Below are 17,972 nucleotides of genomic sequence, written 5' to 3'. Positions count from 1 at the left end.
CCTTTCCTCAATTGTAAAGGCTCATGGCTCTGTCAATTTCTCCTTTGGCGATAAGTTCGGAAGCTGCAGCCGCATTTTGGAATGCAGTTTCCAACGCTTCGCGTTCCTGCTCGGAAAAGCGGGAGAGCACCCAGTCGGCCAGGTTGTAGTCGGGGTGCGGTTTTTGGCCCACTCCCAGCTTGATACGAGGAAATTGATCGGAACCACTCAAATAGATGATGTTTTTCATACCATTATGTCCGCCGTCGCTGCCCTTGCGCCTGATCCGCAGCTTTCCAGGTTCCAAATTGATATCATCAAACAGAATGAGCACCCTTTCCGGCGGAAGCTTGTAGAATTGCATGGCCTCCTGAACAGACTGACCGCTGAGGTTCATAAAGGTGGAAGGCTTCAGCAGCAGGGTCCGCATGCCGCCCAGCCGGCATTCCCCGATGACGCCTTTAAACTTGACCCTTTTGATCTCGGTATGATTTTTCGCTGCAATGGCATCCAGAGCCATAAATCCGGCATTGTGCCGGGTGCCTTCGTACTGTCTGCCCGGATTTCCAAGTCCGGCTACCAAAAACTCTACCGGGCCGGAAGGAGAAATGTCCTTTTTCCAAAAGTTCAGCATGGAGAAGTTTCCTTTCCTGTTTCAAGAGGTAAATTCGGATGAGTATTTGAACAAAACTCAAGGGCGGGCAAGAAGGTCTCACCCGCCTAAAGCATTTTTTGAAAAATAAAAATATTTTCTGCTTGCCAATTACATTATTATGCCAGTATGACCGTCTTTTTTCAAGCGGAATTTTGTCTGGGATTGAAAATCTTCCACTTCTCGGCACAGGATGGGAAAAATATTTGATTTTCTTCTAATTAGCTATGGAATTTTCCGGCAATCTTTGTTATAATTCTTAACAGAAACCGTACGGGACAAGCCATCGGAACCCTGGAACGGTTTATTCTGCTGTCAATCCGGAGGGCTAAAAGTCCGGTTGAACATTTTTAGGAGGTTGTTACCAATGAGCCACAAGTATGTTTATCTGTTCAGCGAAGGCAACGGATCTATGAGAGAGCTCCTTGGCGGTAAAGGTGCAAACCTTGCAGAGATGACCAATCTTGGTCTCCCTGTGCCGCAGGGCTTCACGATCACTACGGAAGCCTGCACCCAGTATTACGAGGATGGAAGAAAGATCAACGACGAAATTCAGGCGGAGATCATGAAAAACATCGTCGAAATGGAGAAGATTACCGGCAAGAAGTTCGGCGACAAGGAAAATCCTCTTCTCGTGTCCGTACGTTCCGGCGCCCGTGCTTCCATGCCTGGCATGATGGACACCATCCTGAACTTGGGCCTCAACGAGGAAGTGGTAGAGGTTCTGGCAAAGAAGTCCGGCAATCCCAGATGGGCATATGACTGCTATAGAAGATTTATCCAGATGTACTCCGATGTCGTCATGGAAGTCGGCAAGAAGTATTTCGAGGAACTCATCGATGAGATGAAGGAGAAGAAGGGTGTCACGCAGGACGTTGAGCTGACCGCCGAAGACCTGAAGGAGCTGGCCGGACAGTTCAAAGCCGAGTACAAGGAAAAGATCGGCAGCGATTTCCCCTCCGACCCCAAGGAGCAGCTGATGGGCGCCGTCAAGGCGGTGTTCCGTTCTTGGGACAACCCCAGAGCCAACTTCTACAGAATGCAGAACGAGATCCCTTATTCCTGGGGCACCGCCGTTAACGTACAGGCGATGGCTTTCGGCAATATGGGTGATGACTGTGGTACCGGCGTTGCGTTTACCCGCGATCCCGCTACCGGTGAGAAGAAGCTGATGGGCGAATTCCTGACCAATGCCCAGGGTGAGGACGTTGTGGCCGGCGTGCGTACGCCCATGCCCATCGCCCAGATGGCGGAGAAGTTCCCCGCTGCATTTGAAGAATTCCAGACTGTGTGCCAGACGCTGGAGAACCATTATCATGATATGCAGGATATGGAGTTCACTGTGGAGCATGGCAAGCTCTTTATGCTTCAGACCAGAAACGGCAAGCGTACCGCTGCCGCTGCCATTAAGATTGCCTGCGATTTGATCGACGAGGGAATGAAGACTGAGGAAGAGGCTCTGCTGATGCTCGATCCCAAGCAGCTGGACGCTCTTCTGCATCCCCAGTTTGACCAGAAGGCTCTGAAAGCTGCCACTCCTGTGGCCAGCGCTTTGGCCGCTTCTCCCGGAGCTGCCTGCGGCAAGATCGTATTCACTGCCGAGGATGCCGTCGAGGAAGGCAGCAAGGGGGAAAAGATCATTCTGGTCCGGCTGGAGACCTCTCCTGAGGATATCGAGGGCATGCATTATGCCCAGGGTATTCTGACTGTGCGCGGCGGCATGACCAGCCACGCTGCTGTGGTGGCCAGAGGCATGGGAACCTGCTGTGTTTCCGGCTGCGGCGACATCAAGATGGACGAGGCCAACAAGAAGTTCGAACTGGGCGGCAGAACCTACCATGAGGGCGATTATCTTTCTCTGGACGGTTCTACCGGCAATATTTATGGAGAAGCCATCCCCACGGTTCCCGCTTCCGCTGAGGGCGGCTACTTTGGCCGGATCATGGAGCTCTCCGACAAGTATCGTCAGCTGGAGGTCCGCACAAACGCCGACACTCCGAAGGATGCCCAGCAGGCTGCTGCGTTCGGCGCCCAGGGCATTGGCCTGTGCCGTACCGAGCATATGTTCTTTGATCCCGACCGTATCGCCGCCATCCGTGAGATGATCTGCTCTGATACTGTTGAGCAGAGAACCGCAGCTCTGGCTAAGCTGGAGCCCATGCAGCAGGGCGACTTTGAAAAGCTCTACGAAGCCATGGAAGGCAAGCACGTTAATATTCGTTTCCTGGATCCGCCGCTGCACGAGTTCGTTCCCACCGAGGAAAAGGACATTGAGCTGCTGGCCAAGACCCAGGGCAAGACAGTTGAGGATATCAAGGCTATCATTTCTTCCCTGCATGAGTTCAACCCCATGATGGGCCATCGCGGCTGCCGTCTGGCCGTCACCTATCCTGAGATTGCCGCTATGCAGACTGAGGCTGTCATCAAGGCTGCCATCAATGTGAACAAGGCGCATCCGGATTGGGACATCGTTCCCGAGATCATGATCCCGCTGGTCGGCGAAGTCAAGGAACTGAAGTTTGTCAAGAAGACAGTGACCGATACCGCCGACAGAGTGATTGCGGAAGCAGGCTCCAACCTGAAGTACAAGGTCGGAACCATGATTGAGATCCCTCGTGCTGCTCTTACCGCGGACAAGATTGCAGAAGAGGCTGAATTCTTCTCCTTCGGCACCAATGACCTGACTCAGATGACCTTTGGTTTCTCCAGAGACGACGCTGGAAAGTTCCTCAACTCTTATTATGAGAATAAGATCTATGAGAACGATCCCTTCGCCCGTCTCGACCAGGAGGGCGTAGGCCAGCTGGTTAAGATGGCTGCTGAAAAGGGCAAGTCTGTTCGTTCTGACATCGTGCTCGGCATTTGCGGTGAGCACGGCGGTGACCCGACCACCATCGAGTTCTGCCACAATGTTGGGCTGACCTATGTTTCCTGCTCGCCCTTCCGTGTGCCGATTGCCCGTCTGGCAGCGGCTCAGGCAGCGATTAAGAATCCGAGAAAGTAAAATTGGTTTTTCTAAAAGAAGAAAGCTGCGTGTTTAGCGCAGCTTTCTTCTTTTCTTTATTAAAAATATTTTTGCAAAGAGAGGCAGTTGAACTTGTGATTGACAAAAGGGGCATAGGCTGTCTATACTAAAAGCATTATGGTTTCTATGGAATGATGCCATTATTTACGAAATATTGAAGAAAGTACAAAGCTTTTTTGCGGGAGAGTTGGGAGAGAGATGAAAAAGCTGAAGGATCCCTTTTATGGGCAGATCGGCAAACTGGTGGTACCGATTGTCATTCAAAATCTGCTGAGCGCAGCGGTCAGCTCGGCGGACGTGATCATGTTGAATTTTGTGGGGCAGTCGGCCATTGCGTCTGTTTCATTGGCGTCACAGTATGCGAATGTGTTGTTCATGGTGTTTTATGGGTTGGGCACGGGCGCTACGATGCTCTGTGCGCAATACTACGGAAAAGGCGATAAGAAGGCAATTCAGGCAGTGGAAGGCATTGCACTTCGCTTTTCCCTGGTGATCTCCTCCGCCTTTGCGGTGCTGGCTCTCACAGTTCCAGAGTGGATGATGCGTGTATTTACCGCGGATCCGGAACTGATTGGACTGGGAGCCTCTTATCTGCGGGTGCTCAGTATCTGCTATCTTTGTTGGGGCATTATTGAAGTGTATCTATCTGTATTGCGCAGCATCGGCCGGGTAACGGTGGGGACTGCTCTCAATACTTTCGCAGTGGTCACAAATGTGCTGCTCAATGCGGTTTTTATCTTCGGCCTGTTCGGCGCGCCAAAGCTTGGGGTATTGGGCGTCGCCATTGCAACCTCTGTTTCAAGGTTTTTGGAACTGATCCTTTGTTTTGTAGTATCCTTTAAAAGCAAAGATATCAAGCTCAAATTTTCCTATCTGTTCGTTCGGAACAAGCTGCTTTTTTCTGATTTTATCCGGTTGTCACTGCCTGCGCTGGGCAACGATGTCCTATGGGGTGTGGCATTTTCCCTGTATGCAGCGATCATCGGCCATCTGGATTCCGATGCGGTAGCGGCTAATTCTTTAGTTGTAGTGGTGCGGAACTTCGGGACCGTTCTCTGTTTTGGACTTGCGAGTGCTGGAGGAATTCTGCTGGGACAGAAGATTGGAGAAAACAAGCTGCAGGAAGCGGCGTCCGATGCGAAAAAGCTGGTAAAGCTGACAATTGTAAGCGGGGTCTTAGGCGGACTGCTGATTTTGGCAATTACTCCCTTCATGCTGCGCTATGCATCCCTTTCAGAGACAGCCATGCATTATCTGAAGTATATGCTTTTGATCAATACATACTATGTCATGGGCGCTGCGGTAAACACCACGTTGATTGCCGGAGTTTTCCGAGCGGGGGGGGACAGCCGTTTCGGTTTCCTGTGCGACGCCGTCGACATGTGGGTCTATGCCATCCCACTGGGATGCCTTGCGGCATTTGTCCTGAAGCTGCCGGTGTTGTGGGTCTATTTTCTGCTGTGTACCGACGAGTTTGTGAAATGGCCTTGGGTGATCAAGCATTACCGCAGCGGGAAATGGCTGAAGAATATTACACGGGAGCATCTGTTTGAAGAGAAAACAGCCCCGTAACCTGGAGGCTTGTAATGGTTTACGTGACAAGGCTGGTACAGGAGTCTACCCGAAAGAAGGCGGCAGAAAAAGAGCGTATGGCTGCTTCCGCGCTGCTCACGTGGGTTGTCCGCAGGGAACTTCCGGAGTGGGCCGGTAAAGATGCAAGAGAGCTGCTGGTATACGGCCCTCACGGAAAGCCTTTTCTGAAAGGAAATCCATTTTATTTCAACCTTTCCCATTCCGGAGGGATCGTGGCGTGTGCGGTGCAGACCTGTGAGGTGGGCTTGGATGTGGAAAAAAAGCGCGAGTTTTCTCAGAGACTGAAGGAACGTATTTGTACTCCTGCGGAATATCTTCTGGTTTCTTCCGGCAGCCGGGAAAATGAAAATTTGACGCAGCTGTGGACCATGAAAGAAAGCTATATGAAATACACTGGCCTTGGATTCGCGCAGGGAATTCTCTCAACGGAATTCAGAATGTTGGGAAAAACGCCGGAACTCTGTTCCGGCAGGGCAAATTTTGTCTGCGCAGAGTTTGAAGATGCTTTTTTTACCTTATGTACGGCGGAACCTGTCCCGCTGGAAATCATGGAAGTAAGGTTTGAAGACGTACTGGAAAATCTTCAATAACAGGGCGCTTCTGCAGCAGAGGGAAAAGCCCTGCATAAAGACACGGATCCTCTCATATCTATCAACAGCATGAATCAGAGAGGAACGGTGAAAGATGGTAGTATCGCTAAAAGCCAACAAAAAACGCATCATCGCCTTTCTACTGCTCGCCGCAGTAGTGGTAGGCGCATGTCTTCTCCTGCGCGGAAACGGAGAAACGGAACCGGTAAAAGAAATCTCAGGCGAAACGAATGAAGAACGGGTCGCCTATCTGCAGAGCTTTGGCTGGCAGGTGGATACGGAGCCCGCGGAGACCCGGGAAGTAATGATACCTGCACAGTTCAACGATGTTTACACAACGTATAATGTGATGCAAAAGGCGCAGGGATTTGATTTGAAGCCCTATGCGGGAGAAACCTGCACGCAATATAAATATAAAGTGACCAATTATCCAGGCGAACAGGAAGTCTATGCAACGCTTCTGGTCTATGGAAAGCTTATTGTCGGCGGGGATCTGGCTTGTGCTGAAGTGGACGGTTTCATGCATGGATTTGCTGCAGACAGCGCCCGTTATGGTGAAACGGGTAAGAAAAACGACGTATCCTCCGCTTCCAGTCAAACGGTAAGCAGCGGTCCTGAAAGCGGCATGACGGAAAGCAGTTTGTCTGAGAGCAGTACGGAAAGCTCCACAGTACAGGGCGACGCCCAGCTTTCTTCCGCTGCGCAGGAAGAAAGTACAGTCAGCGGGGAAGATGCAGAGAACGTGGAATCGACGGCAGGAGAAGCCGTGCCGGAGGAGGCCTTTCCTACTGACTGATGGGAACTGTACGTTTCCGTTCTAAGGAAGGAATGTAAAAAATGACAGAACGATTGGATAAGTTTCTGGTGTCCCAAGGAATAGGAAGCCGCAAAGAAGTAACCCGTTTGGTGAGAAGAGGCGCTGTGATGGTAGACGGGAAGCCTACCTCCACAGCGGATTGTAAAATTGATCCGGAAAACAGCAAGGTCACAGTAGAGGGGAAGGAAATTGTCTATCGACGGTTCCTTTACATTATGATGAATAAGCCCGCAGGCGTGCTCTCGGCGACAGAAGACCGAAAAAGCCGGACGGTTTTGGATCTGCTGCCGCCGCCGCTCAGCCGCCGCGGACTTTTTCCGGCAGGAAGGCTGGACAAGGATACCACTGGACTGCTGATCCTCACAGATGACGGTGAATTTGCCCATAGGATGCTTTCTCCCAAAAGTCATGTGTACAAACGATATGCGGCGTCAACACAAAACCCGGTCACTGCTGCGGATGTGGAAGCCTTTAAAAACGGAATCCGGCAGGGAGATATCACGTTTGCGCCTGCACGCCTGTGGGAGGAAGAATACCAGGGCCGGAAGATGGCGTTTGTGGAGATCAGAGAGGGAAAATATCATCAGGTAAAACGGATGTTCGAAGCGTGCGACAACCGGGTGGTGTCTCTGAAGAGACTCAAGATAGGCGGTCTTTCTCTGGATGAAACACTACAGGAAGGGGAGGCGAGACTGCTGGAACAGTCCGAAATTGCTTCCATTTTCCAATAGCAACATGCACCAAAAACACTATAGCAATTTGGATTTTATAGAAAGTTCATAAACCTGAGGAAAAATCTTTGGGTAATTAAAGAATATCCACTCGGAAATTTATCTGATATACTTATAGCAATAAAAAACGTCGTAGGTCATCTGCATGCGGCGTTTAAAAACAGGAGGAAATTTGAATGGCAAGTGTAACTCTAAAGAATATTTATAAAATCTACTCCGGCGGCGTAACGGCTGTAACTGACTTTAACCTCGATATTGAGGATAAAGAGTTTATCATCTTGGTCGGTCCTTCTGGCTGTGGTAAATCCACTACGCTGAGAATGATTGCCGGGTTGGAAGAAATCAGCAAGGGCGAGCTTTACATAGGCGATACCCTCTCCAACGATATCGCTCCTAAGGATAGAGACATCGCCATGGTGTTCCAGAACTATGCTCTGTATCCTCACATGACGGTATTTGACAACATGGCTTTTGGCTTGAAACTTCGTAAGACCCCGAAGGATGAAATCAAGCGCCGCGTGGAAGAGGCTGCTCGCATTCTGGACATTTCCCATCTGCTCGACCGTAAGCCGAAGGCTCTTTCCGGCGGCCAGAGACAGCGTGTTGCTTTGGGACGTGCTATTGTTCGTGATCCTAAGGTCTTCCTGCTGGACGAACCGCTTTCCAACCTGGACGCAAAGCTCCGTGCGCAGATGAGAACGGAGATTGCCAAGCTTCATAAGAGACTGGGCACCACGTTTATCTATGTTACACATGACCAGACAGAGGCTATGACCATGGGCGACCGCATCGTGGTTATGAAGGACGGCTTCATTCAGCAGGTGGATTCTCCTCAGAACCTGTATGATTATCCTGTAAACGAATTCGTGGCCGGATTTATGGGCTCTCCGCAGATGAACTTTATCGATGCTACCTTGGGCAAGAGCGGTTCTGACTATACTCTGACCTTTGGTGCATGCACCATTAAGATCCCTGCCAAGAAGGCTGAGGGAACTGAAGTTGCCAACTATGTAGGCAAAGAGGTTGTGTTTGGTATTCGTCCTGAGGACGTACATGACGAGCCTGAGTTCATCGAGAAGGTTGGCGGTGCACATGCCACTGCCGACGTGGAAGTTACCGAGTTGATGGGCGCTGAAACCTATCTGTACCTCAACTGTGAAGGCAATGCCATTACCGCCCGTGTTGAGCCCACTTCTACAGCTAAGTCCGGGGATAAGTCAAAGATTGCATTTGATTTGAACAAAATGCATCTCTTTGATAAGGAAACCGAGAAGACCATTCTGAACTAAAATTTCCTGAACCTGTGCAGGGATACCGGATTCCGGTATCCCTGTTTTTTCACATTGAGGATGAATTTCAGGCTTTTACAGGACTTTTCCTGCTCTGTGAGCATGCTTTTTTCAAAAAAAGGTTGAATTTTACTTGTCAATTCTGTAAAATAAAAGCGTATGAATTTCCCTGCCGTTCGATTTTGAATTTGGCAGTAATGACAAAATACAGCAATGCTGTTTCGGTGAGAAAAATCTTTTCATCGAAGAAAGGGGAAGAACCATGTCCAATAGATTGTTTCAGGGAATCATCCACCAGATGAGGGACACGATTGACCGTACTATCGGTGTGATCGATGAGTCCTCAGTCATCATCGCCTGCAGTGAGTTGGGTAAGATTGGGGAAGTCAATGAAAATGTAGCATTAGAAGATTTTGCCTCTCCTGACCTTTTTCAGGCGGAGGATTATACCTTTAAAGCCTTCGGCGGTCGTCCCCGTGCTGAGTATGCTGTTTTTGTGGCAGGCACTGATCCGGAGGCTCAAAAGTATGCTAAAATTTTGGCGGTGTCGCTCAACAGCATCAAACAATATTATGACGAGAAATATGACCGCGGGAATTTCATTAAAAATGTGATTTTGGACAATATTCTGCCTGGCGATATCTATCTGAAGAGCCATGAATTGCACTTTGATTCTGATGTGAGCCGTGTCTGTATGCTGATCAAAATTACAGATAAAAATGATATTTCGGCCTATGACGTCCTTCAGAATCTTTTCCCGGATAAAAATAAGGACTTTATCATCAATGTCAACGAAACAGATATTGCGTTGGTCAAGGAAATTAAACCCAACATTGATGAGAAGGATTTGGACAAGCTGGCGAATTCTATTGTAGATACGCTTTCCAGTGAGTTCTATACGCATTGTACGGTGGGGATTGGTACAGTTGTCGGCAGCATTAAGGAGCTGGCCCGTTCTTTCAAAGAAGCGCAGGTCGCTTTGGAAGTAGGGAAGGTCTTTGATACAGAAAAAGCAATTGTAAGTTATAATAATCTGGGAATTGCACGGCTGATTTATCAGCTGCCCACCACTCTCTGCGATATGTTCTTGAAAGAGGTTTTTAAACGCGGTTCAATTGATTCGTTGGATCATGAAACTCTCTTTACCATACAGCGTTTCTTCGAGAATAATTTGAATGTATCCGAAACGTCCCGCAAACTGTTTGTGCATCGTAATACGCTGGTGTATCGTCTGGAAAAAATAAAGAAAATAACCGGACTTGATTTAAGAGAATTTGAAGACGCCATTGTTTTTAAGGTAGCATTGATGGTAAAGAAGTATTTGTCGAGTAATCCCGTTAAGTTCTGAAATATCAGGAAAACGGCTGAAAACTGTTAACAAAAAATTACAGACATTACAGTTCGATTACAAATAATTTCTTAATTGGAATTAAAAACACGGCACCCGTTGGTATAATGTTGCTATGCCGATGGGTGTCGTTGCGTTAGCGCATAGGAACCCTGTGGATTCATGATAGATTGCAGGATAAAAGTAACGGACAGCCGCTGGGTTTGCAGGCGGAAGAAAGATATGGAGGGATCCATTTGATTGAATTTCGAAATGTATCGAAGATCTATAACAATGGTACGGAAGCCTTGCATAATATCAACTTGAAGGTGGATAAAGGGGAATTTGTTTTTATTGTCGGTTCCTCCGGCGCCGGAAAAAGTACTTTTTTAAAGTTGATCATGTGTGAAGAGCGTCCCAATTCCGGGCAGATTATCGTGGATGACGTGGATGTCTCCAGGCTCAGAAAGGGAAAAATACCATACATACGCAGAAGGATGGGCATTGTATTTCAGGATTTCCGTCTGATTGATCATATGACGGTTTATGACAATGTTGCTTTTGCCATGCGGGTGGTGGGAGCTTCTCCCAAAACTATAAAAAAGCGTGTTCCCTACATTTTGAGTCTGGTTGGACTTCAGCATAAGGCAAAGCATTATCCTACTGAGCTTTCCGGCGGAGAGCGGCAACGGGTTGGACTTGCCAGGGCGCTGGTAAACAATCCATCCATGATCATTGCGGACGAGCCTACCGGCAATATTGACCCCGCGCTTTCCTTTGAAATAGTTGATCTGCTCAGTGAGATCAACCGGCGTGGAACCACTGTACTGATGGTTACGCATGAACATTCCTTGGTGAAACATTTTCATAAACGTATTATTCAAATCCACAGTGGTGAAATTGTGGCGGATACAGCCGCTATGCGGGAAGAGAGCGCCAAAGCACCGGCAGCGGATACCGGGGAGTTTGATGCAGTTGACGACTATGCAGAAGGCGAGGAAGATTACAATCCTGTGGAGGTCAGTGAAGAAGAGTTCAGCCAGACAGCCGTGATGCCGGAACCCTATGTGGATGAAGAAGATGATGCAGAAGAAATAGCGCAGGAAATTCTCAGAAACAGGAGAGATAGCGTCGCAGATTCAATGCAGAATGGGAACGAGGAGGTGCGCCGCTGATGCATAGTATCGGATATCTATTTAAGGAAGGTCTCAAAAGCCTTTGGAAAAACAGAACCATGAGTATTGCCTCTGTGGCCGTACTGATTTCTTGTTTGTTGATGACGGGAATTGCAGGCCTGCTTTCCGTCAATCTCTCTATGACGATGAAATCCATTGAAGGCAACAACAGTATTACGGTTTACCTGGAAGACGGCCTCCCTTCGCTGACTGCCGTAAAAGTCGGCGAGGAAATTAAGAAGATAGACAATATTTCCGAATGCACTCTTGTCACCAAGGATGAAGGGCTTGAGCGCATGATGCGGGACATGGATGGGAGTACAGACCTGTTCAATGGTCTGCTGGGGGATGAAAACCCTTTGCCGGATGCTTACATTATTTCCATGGTGGATCTGAGTCTTTATGACCAGACCATGGAACAGGTGAGAAACATAAACGGTGTATCAAAAGCCTCTGATTTCCGCGATATAGCGACAAAGCTCAGTAATTTGGATAGACTTGTGCGGTACTGCAGTATCGGTATTGTGCTTGTGCTCAGTATCGTTTCGCTGTTTATCATTGCGAATACGGTAAAGGTGACTATGTTTTCCCGCAGGATGGAAATCAACATCATGAAATCGGTGGGCGCTACCAACGGATTTGTACGAATTCCATTTATAGTAGAAGGAATTGTCATCGGTATATTGTCAGGGGCTATCTCAGCAACAGTGCTCTATTTTGCCTATGATAAGGCGGTACAGGTGGTATATGGCATTGTGCCTTTTATTACTGCAATGGATATTGATCCGTATATCTGGTTGCTTTATGTGGCCTATATTGCGGTTGGTATGTTGTTTGGCATTATGGGCGGCGTGATTTCAATCAGCAAATACCTGAAAAAAGAAGGAGAGAATGCAATTGTCTGAAAGAAAGCTGAATGGTTTCTGGAAACCGGCTGCAGCTGTCATGCTGACACTGGCGCTTTTGTTTGGCACAGGAATGAGCGTTTCTGCTGAATCCCTTTTGGAACTTCAGGAAAGACAGGCTGCGCTGGAAGAGCAAAAGGAAGACAACGATGCCAAATTGGAGAAACTGAAGGAAGACACGGCTCAAAAAAAGGGATATCGGGATACCCTTTATCAACAAATTGAAACCGTGCAGAGTCAGCTTGATCTTTATAGACAGCAAATTGACCGTTTGAATAAGCAGATTGCCGAGGCGGAAGATGCCATTGCTGAAAAGCAGGCCGGAATCGATAAAAATGTGGAGCTGCTTCGGGAGCGGGTAAAAGCCATTTATATGTCCGGACAATCTCCCGCCATAGAGATTGTCCTCAGCAGCAAAAATATAATGGACTATGCTGATAGGCTGGAAATGCTGAAATCGATATCAGCTTCAGACCAGGAGCTCATCAATTCCCTGAAAGAACAGATGAGCAGCGTGGAGGATGAGCTTGTTTTAATCAACAGCGATAAATCGGAACTCAATAAAAGCAAAAAAGCGCTGGAACGGAAGAGCGCCGAACTGAACGCCTTGTATGAAGAAGCACAGCAGCTGGTAGCGGAGGCAGAAAATGAGGAAGCGACCGTCCTTGCGGGCTCTGAAATTTTAGGTTCTCAGATAGCGGAAAACGAGGAGGCGATCGCGCAGCTGGAGGAACAGCTTCGGCAGGATGGCATTGGCAGCGGAAGTTTGGGAAATATAGGTTCCGGAGGACTGTCCGGTACAGGAAGTTTTCTTTGGCCCATGCCTGGCTATACGTATCTCACCTGTTATTTTGGTGAAGGAGGACATCGTGGAATCGATATAGCGGGCGGAGACATTTATGGCAAAGCCATCGTAGCCGCCGACGGGGGCACTGTGCAGTATGCCGGCTGGAATGACAGTTATGGGTACTGTGTTTTTCTGGATCATGGAAATGGTTACCAAACGCGTTATGCACATATGAGCGAGCTGGGTACAGTCACTGGAGCATCTGTGGCGCAGAATGAGGTTATAGGCTATGTAGGCAGCACGGGGAATTCCACCGGCCCTCACCTTCATTTCGAAGTGATTTATCAGGATAGCTTAACAGATCCTATGGGGTATTATTGAAATAACAGCGTATACTAAATGGGCAGTAAAGCGGGAGACGCCGTACCGGCGTCTCCCAACTTCTGTTTTTTATGAGGTGAAGCTGCCATTTGTTAAAAGTTTTTTCATTGACATTGACAGCCTTTCTAACTATAATAGAAAACAATTGGTTGCAGAGAGTTGCAGCCGCACTTGTAAAGGATGAGAGTTATGGCAGAGAAGCAGTATTTTGTAACAGAAGAGGGGCTCGGAGCTCTGGAAAAAGAGCTGGACTACCTGAAAACAGTGAGACGTAAAGAAGTTGCGGAGAAGATTAAAGTAGCACTTTCTTTTGGTGATCTTTCCGAGAACAGTGAATATGACGAGGCTAAAAATGAACAGGCGATGATGGAGGCCCGCATCGCAGACGTGGAAGTGATGCTGAAAAATGCTGTGGTGATCGATGAAAGCGAGCTCAATAATGAGACGGTTCACATCGGATCACGGATTGAAGTGGCAATTACGGCTGCTGATGGAAGAAAATCAAAACGGGATTTTAAAATTGTGGGCTCCAATGAAGCGGATCCCAGAAACGGGAAGATTTCGGATGAATCTGCAGTGGGGAAGGCTTTGATCGGCCGCAAATCCGGTCAGGTGGTATCTGTTGAGACACCTGCAGGAATTTCCAAATACAAGATTGTCACCATAGCCTGATATAAGACTTGAAGGAGCCTCCCAGGGATGCTCCTTTTTTGAAATCAAAATTCAGTGAAGGGGAATTGAAGATGGCGGAGCACAAGGAAAAGGCAGTACAGGCAGAGGAAGAACAAGATCTCAGCGAGATTCTGCGGATTCGCAGGGAAAAGCTTGCGAAGATGCAGGCGAACGGTGAGAACCCTTATTTTTTGACCTCTTTTGATGTAAAGCAGAAGGCACAGGAAATTGTCGATCATTTTGAAACAGAGTTTGAAGGAAAACAGGTTTCTGTAGCAGGCCGCATTATGAGTTGGCGTGACATGGGGAAGGCCGCTTTTATGGATCTGCGCGATGTTTCCGGCAGGATTCAGCTCTATGTCAAAATCGACGTGTTGGGAGAAGATGCCTATCGCACGCTCACTTCTTCTCTGGATATCGGGGACATTGTAGGAGTGACCGGTGAAGCTTTTCGGACACGCCGGGGAGAAATTTCCATCAAGGCTTCTTCCATGACGATATTGTCAAAGTCTCTGTTGCCGCTTCCTGAAAAGTATCATGGCCTGAAGGATACGGATGCAAGATACCGTCAGCGCTATCTTGATCTTATTGTAAATCCCGAGGTAAAGGATGTATTTGTCAAGCGTTCCCGCATTATTACTGCGATTCGGGAATATCTCGATCAATTGAGCTTCCTGGAGGTGGAGACCCCGGTTCTCCATACGCAGGCAGGAGGCGCTTCTGCGAGGCCTTTTATCACCCATCACAATACATTGGATATCGATATGTATCTGCGTATCGCGCTGGAACTGCATTTAAAGCGGCTGATTGTCGGCGGCTTTGACCGTGTTTATGAAATCGGCAGGGTGTTCCGCAATGAGGGAATGGACACCCGTCATAATCCTGAATTTACGATGCTGGAACTTTATCAGGCTTATACCGATTTCGAAGGCATGATGAATATTACAGAGGATTTGGTCCGCACTGTGGCGCATAAGGTGTTGGGTACGGGAAAAGTGGAGCGCAATGGCATTGAAATCGATTTGGATAAGCCTTTTGCCCGAATCAGTATGCTTGAAGCTGTAAAACAGTATGCCGGTGTGGATTTTTCGCAGGTAGAGACGCTGGAGGAAGCCCGGAGATTGGCAGACGAGCATCATATCGAATATGAACAGCGCCACAAGAAGGGCGATATTCTGAACTTGTTCTTTGAGACTTATTGCGAGGAGAAGCTGGTGCAGCCCACGTTTTTGACTGGGCATCCGGTAGATATTTCTCCTTTGGCGAAGAAATACAAGGATGCTCCGGAGTATACAGAGCGTTTCGAACTGTTTATCATGGGGGCGGAATATGCCAATGCATTCAGCGAACTGAACGATCCGATAGACCAGCGTGCCCGCTTTGAAGCCCAAGCCGCATTGAAAGCTGCCGGTGATGATGAGGCCTGCGATGTGGATGAGGATTTTCTGACGGCTCTGGAATATGGCCTGCCGCCCACCGGTGGTATGGGAATGGGAGTGGACCGTCTGGTTATGCTGCTCACAGGGGCTCAGTCTATTCGGGACGTTTTATTATTTCCGACGATGAAACCGCTAAACTAAAGAGCTTTTATACGTGTTTTAGGCAGCTTAAATCAAGTTAAACCGATAGAAAATTATTGGAGGTCGTTCCGCCATGGCAAGAGAAAGATATCTGTTGGATGAAAGCGAGGATACAATCCATGCCAATGAGATTGTGCCTACCACGCCGAAAGAAAAACGGCAGAACTGGTGGTTTTACAACAGGGTAAAGCTTTTGGTTGGCGCTATCTGTGTCCTGCTTTTGGGGAGCATTGTCTATTCAATTGCCACTAAGGTAAGCCCGGACTACACTATAGCCCTGATGACCTCTTATACGATGCCGGATGCGGCGGTAACGCAGCTGGAGGAATACTTGACCCAGTATGCGGAAGACCGCAATGGAGATGGAAAAACAGTCGTCACAGTGGTGAATTACATATTTTCAGAGTCAACTGCGCAGACGGATCCGACTCAGCAGCAGGCCTCTGTGGTGAAATTTACGGCGGATGCGTCGACAGGTGAGAGTATTCTCTATATTCATAACGGACCGGCTTTTGATTCGATGAAGACGAATTTCGGAGGGTATTTCTTGTACAATGACGGTACGCCCATGCCGGAAGACGCCACCGATTATGAGAATGCCATGGTGAATTGGAACGACGTTAAAGCGCTTGCAGAGTTTAAGCTGAATGGTGTGGGAACAGAGATGGCCAGTGACGAAGACATTCGTACGTTGTTTGACGATTTGCGGATTTCACTTCGTACACAACGAGGGACTGCCTTTGAGAAGGATGAGAAGGCCATGGCGTACTATGATGATTGCATGGCGCTCTATAAAAGACTCCAAAATGATGAGAAGCTGACAAAGACGGAGGGCTGAGATGAGGCGCGTCTCAATTTTCGATTCCACTTTGCGGGATGGAGCACAGGGCAGCGGCGTTACTTTTTCTGTGGAAGACAAGCTCAAGATCGTAAAGATACTGGATCAATTGGGAGTAGAGTGCATAGAGGCCGGAAATCCTGGCTCCAATCCCAAGGATTTGGAATTTTTCCAGCGTGCCCGCCAAATCCCTCTGCGGTATGCGAAGCTGGTCGCTTTCGGCAGCACCTGTCGGAAAGGCAGAAGGCCGGAGGATGATGAAAATCTCAGGTCTTTGGTGCAGGCGGGGACGGATTTCTGTACAGTTTTCGGAAAGTGCTGGCGGTTTCACGTGGACTGTGTGTTGGAGACAACGGAAGAAGAGAATCTTCGGATGATCCGGGAAAGCTGCCGCTATCTCAAGGCCCATGGCAAAGAAGTTGTTTTCGATGCCGAACACTATTTTGACGGCTATAAAGACGACGCAGATTTTGCGCTGCGCATGGCAGAAGCGGCAGTGGCCGGAGGGGCAGGTATGATCTGTCTCTGCGATACCAATGGAGGCGTGTTTCCTGAAGAGGCGGCTGAAATCGTTGCAGAGACGGTTTCCCGGCTTTCTGTGCCAGTTGCCGTACATTTTCACGATGACTGTGGAATGGCGGTGGCCAACAGTGTCGTCTCTGTGCTGAAGGGAGCTTCTCAGGTACAGGGAACATTTCTAGGTTTCGGAGAACGATGTGGGAATGCCAATCTTTCTGCTGTGATTCCCAACCTTCAGATCAAGCTGGGAATCGACTGTATCCCGCAGGAAAAGTTGGCCGCGTTGACCCATACTGCCAGGGAATTAGCGGCAGTATCCAATTTGGATTTATCCGCCAATCTGCCTTATGTGGGAGAGAACGCCTTCTCTCATAAAGCAGGCATGCATGCAGACGGCGTGCTGAAAGCTCCGTGCTCCTTTGAACAGGTGGACCCTTTTTTGGTGGGAAACAGCAGACGGTTTCCAGCTTCGGAAATCAGCGGCAGAGCGGTTATTCTGGCTAAAATCAAAACAATTTTTCCGGACGCCAAAATAGAATCCCGTGAAGTCCAGGAGGTTCTGGAGCGGATCAAGGAACTGGAGCGTCTGGGATATCAGTTCGAAGGGGCTGACGCGTCTTTCGAACTGTTGGTGCGTAAGCTTCTGGCTCCTTTTTCACCTTTTTTTGAACTGCTGTATTATCACATCTATACGGATTTTGCCGCAGAGAAAGATTGTGGGGCAAGCGCGACGGTGAAGGTTCGCGTGGGCGGGGAAATTCAGCTTATGGCGGCCGAAGGAAACGGCCCTGTGAACGCATTGGACCAGGCCCTCCGCAAGGCGTTGGAGGTTTTCTATCCGGTGTTGTCCCATGTTAAACTGACGGATTACAAGGTTCGTGTTTTGGATGGAAAAAATGCTACCGGATCCAGTGTGCGTGTCCTGATTACTTCTACAGACGGGGTTCGAAGTTTTACTACGGTAGGCGTTTCCAACGACGTGGTGGCAGCTAGCTGGAAAGCTTTAGAGGACTCCATGGAATATCTGTTGCTGAAGACAAACGGCGCCTGTGGCAAATAAGATAATCCGGCGAGATACTGAGACGTTGGGACTGCTGCAGACGAAATAAGAG

General features: G+C 48.6%; 14 protein-coding genes and 1 pseudogene. 14 read left to right on the top strand and 1 reads right to left on the bottom strand.

All coding sequences use genetic code 11. The features are described 5' to 3' along the window. Positions 1 to 7: 7 nt before the first annotated feature. Positions 8 to 613, bottom strand: a complete 606-nt coding sequence (pth, locus tag BN3911_RS12730; RefSeq protein WP_066866248.1) for an aminoacyl-tRNA hydrolase — start codon at positions 611 to 613, stop codon at positions 8 to 10. A 385-nt stretch (positions 614 to 998) separates the two neighbouring features. Between pth and ppdK the strand changes: the two genes are divergently transcribed. The 14 genes and pseudogenes from ppdK to cimA all read left to right on the top strand — a co-directional run bounded on the left by ppdK (position 999) and on the right by cimA (position 17,920). After that, positions 999 to 3,635, top strand: a complete 2,637-nt coding sequence (ppdK, locus tag BN3911_RS12725; RefSeq protein WP_066866246.1) for a pyruvate, phosphate dikinase — start codon at positions 999 to 1,001, stop codon at positions 3,633 to 3,635. Between the two features lie 219 nt (positions 3,636 to 3,854). Next, positions 3,855 to 5,228: an MATE family efflux transporter gene (locus BN3911_RS12720; protein WP_066866244.1), complete on the top strand. Its 1,374-nt coding sequence runs from the start codon at positions 3,855 to 3,857 to the stop codon at positions 5,226 to 5,228. Between the two features lie 14 nt (positions 5,229 to 5,242). After that, a complete protein-coding gene (locus BN3911_RS12715; protein ID WP_066866242.1) occupies positions 5,243 to 5,839 on the top strand; it encodes a 4'-phosphopantetheinyl transferase family protein in 597 nt (198 codons plus the stop codon). 94 nt (positions 5,840 to 5,933) lie between these two features. Continuing rightward, positions 5,934 to 6,635, top strand: coding sequence for a DUF4830 domain-containing protein (locus BN3911_RS12710; RefSeq protein WP_066866240.1), 702 nt, complete (start codon positions 5,934 to 5,936; stop codon positions 6,633 to 6,635). Between the two features lie 41 nt (positions 6,636 to 6,676). Then, the gene (locus tag BN3911_RS12705) at positions 6,677 to 7,387 is read left to right on the top strand and encodes a pseudouridine synthase (RefSeq protein WP_066866238.1); all 711 of its coding nucleotides are present in this window, start codon (positions 6,677 to 6,679) and stop codon (positions 7,385 to 7,387) included. Between the two features lie 176 nt (positions 7,388 to 7,563). Next, positions 7,564 to 8,676: an ABC transporter ATP-binding protein gene (locus BN3911_RS12700; RefSeq protein ID WP_066866236.1), complete on the top strand. Its 1,113-nt coding sequence runs from the start codon at positions 7,564 to 7,566 to the stop codon at positions 8,674 to 8,676. Positions 8,677 to 8,938: 262 nt separating this feature from the next. Then, positions 8,939 to 10,024 carry a PucR family transcriptional regulator gene (locus tag BN3911_RS12695; RefSeq protein WP_066866234.1) on the top strand — a complete coding sequence of 362 codons (1,086 nt, stop codon included), beginning with the start codon at positions 8,939 to 8,941 and terminating at the stop codon, positions 10,022 to 10,024. A gap of 236 nt (positions 10,025 to 10,260) precedes the next feature. Continuing rightward, a pseudogene (gene ftsE / locus BN3911_RS12690) lies at positions 10,261 to 10,914 on the top strand (cell division ATP-binding protein FtsE); the annotation flags it as partial. Between the two features lie 263 nt (positions 10,915 to 11,177). Next, positions 11,178 to 12,083 carry a permease-like cell division protein FtsX gene (gene ftsX / locus BN3911_RS12685; RefSeq protein ID WP_066866232.1) on the top strand — a complete coding sequence of 302 codons (906 nt, stop codon included), beginning with the start codon at positions 11,178 to 11,180 and terminating at the stop codon, positions 12,081 to 12,083. Then, positions 12,076 to 13,251, top strand: coding sequence for a murein hydrolase activator EnvC family protein (locus BN3911_RS12680; protein WP_187127749.1), 1,176 nt, complete (start codon positions 12,076 to 12,078; stop codon positions 13,249 to 13,251). The genes ftsX and BN3911_RS12680 overlap by 8 nt, the downstream gene beginning before the upstream one ends. A gap of 189 nt (positions 13,252 to 13,440) precedes the next feature. Then, positions 13,441 to 13,923 carry a transcription elongation factor GreA gene (gene greA, locus BN3911_RS12675; RefSeq protein ID WP_066866228.1) on the top strand — a complete coding sequence of 161 codons (483 nt, stop codon included), beginning with the start codon at positions 13,441 to 13,443 and terminating at the stop codon, positions 13,921 to 13,923. Positions 13,924 to 13,994: 71 nt separating this feature from the next. Beyond that, entirely contained in the window at positions 13,995 to 15,503 is a 1,509-nt protein-coding gene (lysS, locus tag BN3911_RS12670; protein ID WP_066866226.1) for a lysine--tRNA ligase, read from the top strand. A gap of 73 nt (positions 15,504 to 15,576) precedes the next feature. Beyond that, entirely contained in the window at positions 15,577 to 16,341 is a 765-nt protein-coding gene (locus tag BN3911_RS12665) for a hypothetical protein (RefSeq protein WP_066866225.1), read from the top strand. Between the two features lies 1 nt (position 16,342). Beyond that, the gene (gene cimA, locus BN3911_RS12660) at positions 16,343 to 17,920 is read left to right on the top strand and encodes a citramalate synthase (protein ID WP_066866223.1); all 1,578 of its coding nucleotides are present in this window, start codon (positions 16,343 to 16,345) and stop codon (positions 17,918 to 17,920) included. Positions 17,921 to 17,972 lie beyond the last annotated feature (52 nt).

The organism is Neglectibacter timonensis, from assembly GCF_900048895.1.
Classification (GTDB): domain Bacteria; phylum Bacillota; class Clostridia; order Oscillospirales; family Acutalibacteraceae; genus Acutalibacter; species Acutalibacter timonensis.
Note: the sequence above shows the minus strand (reverse complement) of the source record. Positions and strands in the feature narration are given on the sequence as shown.

What these genes read in the sequence shown, in the direction of transcription:
- ppdK (WP_066866246.1), top strand. Translation starts at nt 999, where the DNA reads ATGAGCCACAAGTATGTTTATCTGTTCAGCGAAGGCAACGGATCTATG.
- BN3911_RS12710 (WP_066866240.1), top strand. Translation starts at nt 5,934, where the DNA reads ATGGTAGTATCGCTAAAAGCCAACAAAAAACGCATCATCGCCTTTCTA.
- cimA (WP_066866223.1), top strand. Translation starts at nt 16,343, where the DNA reads ATGAGGCGCGTCTCAATTTTCGATTCCACTTTGCGGGATGGAGCACAG.
- BN3911_RS12665 (WP_066866225.1), top strand. Translation starts at nt 15,577, where the DNA reads ATGGCAAGAGAAAGATATCTGTTGGATGAAAGCGAGGATACAATCCAT.
- greA (WP_066866228.1), top strand. Translation starts at nt 13,441, where the DNA reads ATGGCAGAGAAGCAGTATTTTGTAACAGAAGAGGGGCTCGGAGCTCTG.
- BN3911_RS12720 (WP_066866244.1), top strand. Translation starts at nt 3,855, where the DNA reads ATGAAAAAGCTGAAGGATCCCTTTTATGGGCAGATCGGCAAACTGGTG.
- BN3911_RS12715 (WP_066866242.1), top strand. Translation starts at nt 5,243, where the DNA reads ATGGTTTACGTGACAAGGCTGGTACAGGAGTCTACCCGAAAGAAGGCG.
- BN3911_RS12700 (WP_066866236.1), top strand. Translation starts at nt 7,564, where the DNA reads ATGGCAAGTGTAACTCTAAAGAATATTTATAAAATCTACTCCGGCGGC.
- ftsX (WP_066866232.1), top strand. Translation starts at nt 11,178, where the DNA reads ATGCATAGTATCGGATATCTATTTAAGGAAGGTCTCAAAAGCCTTTGG.
- BN3911_RS12695 (WP_066866234.1), top strand. Translation starts at nt 8,939, where the DNA reads ATGTCCAATAGATTGTTTCAGGGAATCATCCACCAGATGAGGGACACG.
- pth (WP_066866248.1), bottom strand. Translation starts at nt 613, where the DNA reads ATGCTGAACTTTTGGAAAAAGGACATTTCTCCTTCCGGCCCGGTAGAG.
- lysS (WP_066866226.1), top strand. Translation starts at nt 13,995, where the DNA reads ATGGCGGAGCACAAGGAAAAGGCAGTACAGGCAGAGGAAGAACAAGAT.
- BN3911_RS12705 (WP_066866238.1), top strand. Translation starts at nt 6,677, where the DNA reads ATGACAGAACGATTGGATAAGTTTCTGGTGTCCCAAGGAATAGGAAGC.